4 protein-coding genes are annotated in these 3,885 nt (G+C 65.7%); all 4 read left to right on the top strand.

Translation table 11 applies throughout. The features are described from left to right. Window positions 1–56 precede the first annotated feature (56 nt). Window positions 57–1,013 carry a PDR/VanB family oxidoreductase gene (locus AC062T_RS04845; protein WP_476027909.1) on the top strand — a complete coding sequence of 319 codons (957 nt, stop codon included), beginning with the start codon at window positions 57–59 and terminating at the stop codon, window positions 1,011–1,013. 78 nt (window positions 1,014–1,091) lie between these two features. After that, entirely contained in the window at window positions 1,092–1,628 is a 537-nt protein-coding gene (locus AC062T_RS04840) for a hypothetical protein (protein WP_476027907.1), read from the top strand. Between the two features lie 84 nt (window positions 1,629–1,712). Continuing rightward, complete coding sequence (locus AC062T_RS04835; RefSeq protein WP_108515358.1) at window positions 1,713–3,047, top strand: Rieske 2Fe-2S domain-containing protein; 1,335 nt, start codon at window positions 1,713–1,715, stop codon at window positions 3,045–3,047. Beyond that, window positions 3,040–3,885: type I glutamate--ammonia ligase (locus tag AC062T_RS04830; RefSeq protein ID WP_476027905.1), on the top strand; the 846-nt coding region annotated here is incomplete at its 3' end. The genes AC062T_RS04835 and AC062T_RS04830, both read left to right, overlap by 8 nt.

Below are 3,885 nucleotides of genomic sequence, written 5' to 3'. Positions count from 1 at the left end.
GTCATGTAACGTATCCTAAACGGTAGAGATTGGATCCACTACCTCGGGAGGGAAACATGTCCGACGACAATGCGACCACAAGAAACGTGCTCGTGCGCAGCATGCGCCACGAGAGCGACGGCGTAATCTCTCTCGAACTCGCGGCCCTAGAGGGCCCCCTGCCTCCATGGCAGCCCGGCGCTCATGTCGACATTGTCGTCGGTGACGGAACGACCAGGCAGTACTCCCTGTGCGGCCCGGCGGATGCTCGCACCTATCGCATCGGCGTTCTGCGCGAGCCCGACGGGCGAGGCGGATCCGCGCACGTTCATACAAGCGTGCGCCCGGGGGACAGGGTCGAGCTCAAGGGCCCCCGCAACCACTTCGCACTAGAAAGCGCCCCCGTCTACCGACTCGTTGCCGGCGGTATTGGCGTGACGCCCATCCTCGCGATGGCAGCGCACCTTGAGGCGCAGGGCAGCGACTGGAAGCTTTTTTACGCTGGTCGAAGCCGCTCGACGATGGCCTTCATCGACGAACTGGAGGCTTATGGCGACAAGGTCGTGTTCTCCGCTGATGACGAGGGCGCCCGTCTCGACCTGGCGGCCATTGTCGCGGATGCTCCCGCCGACGCTCTCTGGTACGCGTGCGGTCCATCCGGGCTTCTGGCGGCGCTCGACGAGACCCTCGTGGCGGCTGGCCGAGGCGACAATCTGCGCACCGAGCTCTTCGCCGTCCCCGTGAGCGACGAGCCCGCCGCGGCCACCGATGGGTTCTCGGTGGAGCTGCGAGCGTCGGGGATGACGCTCCAGGTTCCCTCCGACCGGTCGATCCTTGACGTCGTGACCGAGGCTGGCATCGACGTCATGCACGACTGCGAAGAGGGAATCTGCGGCAGTTGCGAGACCAAGGTTCTCGACGGCGAGATAGATCACCGCGACTACGTGCTCACCAACCAGGAGAAGGCTAAGGGTGACTGCATGATGGTGTGCGTCTCGCGGGCCAACTGCCCCGTTCTTGTTCTCGACCTCTAGCGGCATGGGCTCGTGAGGCATGGGTTCGTGAGGCATGGGTCGTGACATGAGAAGCGCGCTGGTCGCCGAGGTCGTGGTGTGATGCTCGCCGTGTGCTGGCTCATGATCGCGCTTGCGGCAGCATCGCTCGCGCTGTCGCTCGTGCGCGGCGCGCACGGAACAGCCCTCATGGTGGTGGGCGACGTTGTCATGCTCGCGGCGATGGTCGACATCTGTCTGATCTCGTCTCACCTCGTCTCGCCCGTTGCGTGGGGCGGCGGGATCCTCGTGCTGGCCGTCGCCGCTGCGGCAGGGTCGCGAATCCGACGGGGCCGCACGGCCGACGCCTCTGCGCTGCATGACGGTGGGCATCCGCTCGCCATGATCATCGGCGCTGGCCTACTCATTCTCATGGGCGCGGGTGGTAGCCAGATGGCATCCCCGGCGTCGGATGCTCATGCGCACGCTGCGGGCGGCGGGATGCTCGTCGGCGCGCTAGTGCTGGGCGCGGTCGTGCACGCGATCGTTGTCGCGGTGGGGGCTCGCTCGCTCGGTCGGGTGGAGGTCGCTCGTCGGCTCTCGGGCTCTGGCTCGCTTTTGGCGATGGCGGCAATGGCCGTCGCGGCGGGGGCCTAGTCTCTGCGCCATGGCTGCGCTTTGGACATCCTTGTGCCATAATTGGATCCAATCTTAAGTAAATCGGATGTAACGGAGGCCGCAGTGCTCAAGCGCGAGGACAACGAGAAGCTCACCCAAACCGGACCGGGCACCCCCCTGGGCAATCTCATGCGGTCGTACTGGCAGCCTGTGGCTCTGGTCTCGGAGATGCCGAAGGAGCGCCCGGTCAAGCCGGTTCGCATTATGAGTGAAGACCTGGTGCTGTTCAAGCGCATCAATGGCTGGGGCCTCATCAGCCGCTACTGCGCACACCGCGGCGTCGACCTCTCCTACGGACGACTCGAAGACGGTGGCCTGCGCTGCCTCTATCACGGCTGGCTCTACAACGATTCTGGCCGCTGCATCGAGCAGCCCGCGGAGCCGCCGCACAGCCAGTTCCTGGACAAGGTGCGCATCTCCAACTACCCCTGCGTTGAGAAGAACGGCCTGATCTTCGCCTACATGGGCGCGGGCGACCCGCCGCCCTTTCCTGACTACGACTGCTTCACGGCGCCCGACGAATACACCTTTGCCTTCAAGGGGCTGTGGGACTGCAACTGGCTCCAGGGGCTCGAAGGCGGAATCGACCCGAGCCACGTCTCGTTCCTGCACCGCTTTGTGGGAGAAGACCCCCGCGACGTCTACGGCCAGCAGTTCAGCGAAGAGGTCGAGGGCACGGGAACCAAGCTCTCCAAGCTCGTGGGTGACCACTACCGCCCCGACATCGAGGTGGAGAGCGCCGAGCACGGCCTGCGCGTCTTTGCGATCCGCCAGCTGACCGAGGAGCTCAAGCACGTTCGCGTCACGAACCTCATGTTCCCCAATGCGTTCGTCGTGCCGTTCGGCAACGGCAAGGTCTTCACCCAGTGGCATGTCCCGATCGACGACGAGACCCACTACTGGTACATGATCTGGTACGACTTTGCCGAGAAAACCGACAAGGAGACCCTGCTGCAGCAGCGTCTCGAGGGTGTCTCGCTGCCTGACTACCGCCCGCTGCGCAACCGCGACAACAACTGGGGCTTCGACGCCCAGGAGCAGAACGAGCTCACCTACACGGGCATGGGACTCGACATCAACGTGCACGACCAGTGGGCCGTCGAGAGCATGGGCGCGATCCAGGACCGCACGGTCGAGCGCCTCGGCATCTCCGACCGCGCGGTGACGGCGAACCGCCGCCTGCTGCTCAAATCAATCGAGTCGTTCGAGGCGGGCAACGGCCTGCCGTCGCACCCCATCAGCGAAGAAGAGGCCGCGACGTTTGTCGGCCCCTACGCGGTTGACACGATCGCCCCGACCGAGGGATGGCAAGAGGTGTGGCTCCAGAAGGAGGCCGAACGTCGTGCCCAGTCGCCGTGGGCCGGTGCAGCAACCCAGGAAGCAGAGATCGATGCGTAACGTCGACGAGCGCCTCGTCGCAGAAGGCGGCGGTGGCGCGACAGCGAAGCCGATGCTCGCGAAGGACCGTGGCGGCTTCATCGAGCAGCACGATCTCTGGACCGAGGCTCAGTATGCCGCCGCGGGCCAGATGCGCAGGGTCATGGACGAGGTCGGCATCGATATGGTGCAGTTTCTCTTCGTTGACCAGCACGGCATCCTGCGCGGCAAGACCCTCACCCGAACGGCGGTCCCCGCCGCGCTCAAGTCGGGGGTGCGAGCGCCCTCGACCCTGCTGCTCAAGGACACGTCGGGCAAGAGCGTTTTTCCTGTGTTCTCGACCGAGGCCCTCGGCGGGCTCTCCCGCTTTAGCGGCGCCGGCGACGTTGTGCTCGTTCCCGACCCCACGACGTTCCGCGTGCTGCCGTGGTCAGAGAACACGGGTCTCATCCTGTGCGACCTGCGGTTCCCCGACGGCTCCGTCGTTCCCTACTGCACGCGCAGCCTGCTCAAGCGTCAGCTCACCACGCTCGCCGAGCAGCGGGACCTCGGCCTCACGGTCGGCCCCGAGCTCGAATTCCACGTGTTCAAGGCCGACGCCGGGTTTTCTCCCGATCGGGTGGGTGCCCCTGGCGCGCCCGGAGAGGCCCCGCGCACGTCGGCAACGACCGCGGGGTCGCAGCTGCTGCACGCCGAGAGCATGGACACGCTCGACGAGCTCGTCGGCGAGCTCTATCGTGGGCTGACCCTGCTCGACCTGCCGCTGCGCACGATCGAACTCGAGTTCGGACCAAGCCAGCTCGAGATCACCCTTGAGGCCGGTGACGCCGCCAAGGTTGCCGACGATGTCATCCTCGCG

It is taken from the genome of Homoserinimonas sp., from assembly GCF_056262345.1.
Note: the sequence above shows the minus strand (reverse complement) of the source record. Positions and strands in the feature narration are given on the sequence as shown.

Coding starts and splice junctions, on each gene's coding strand:
- AC062T_RS04845 (WP_476027909.1), top strand. CDS start 57: ATGTCCGACGACAATGCGACCACAAGAAACGTGCTCGTGCGCAGCATG.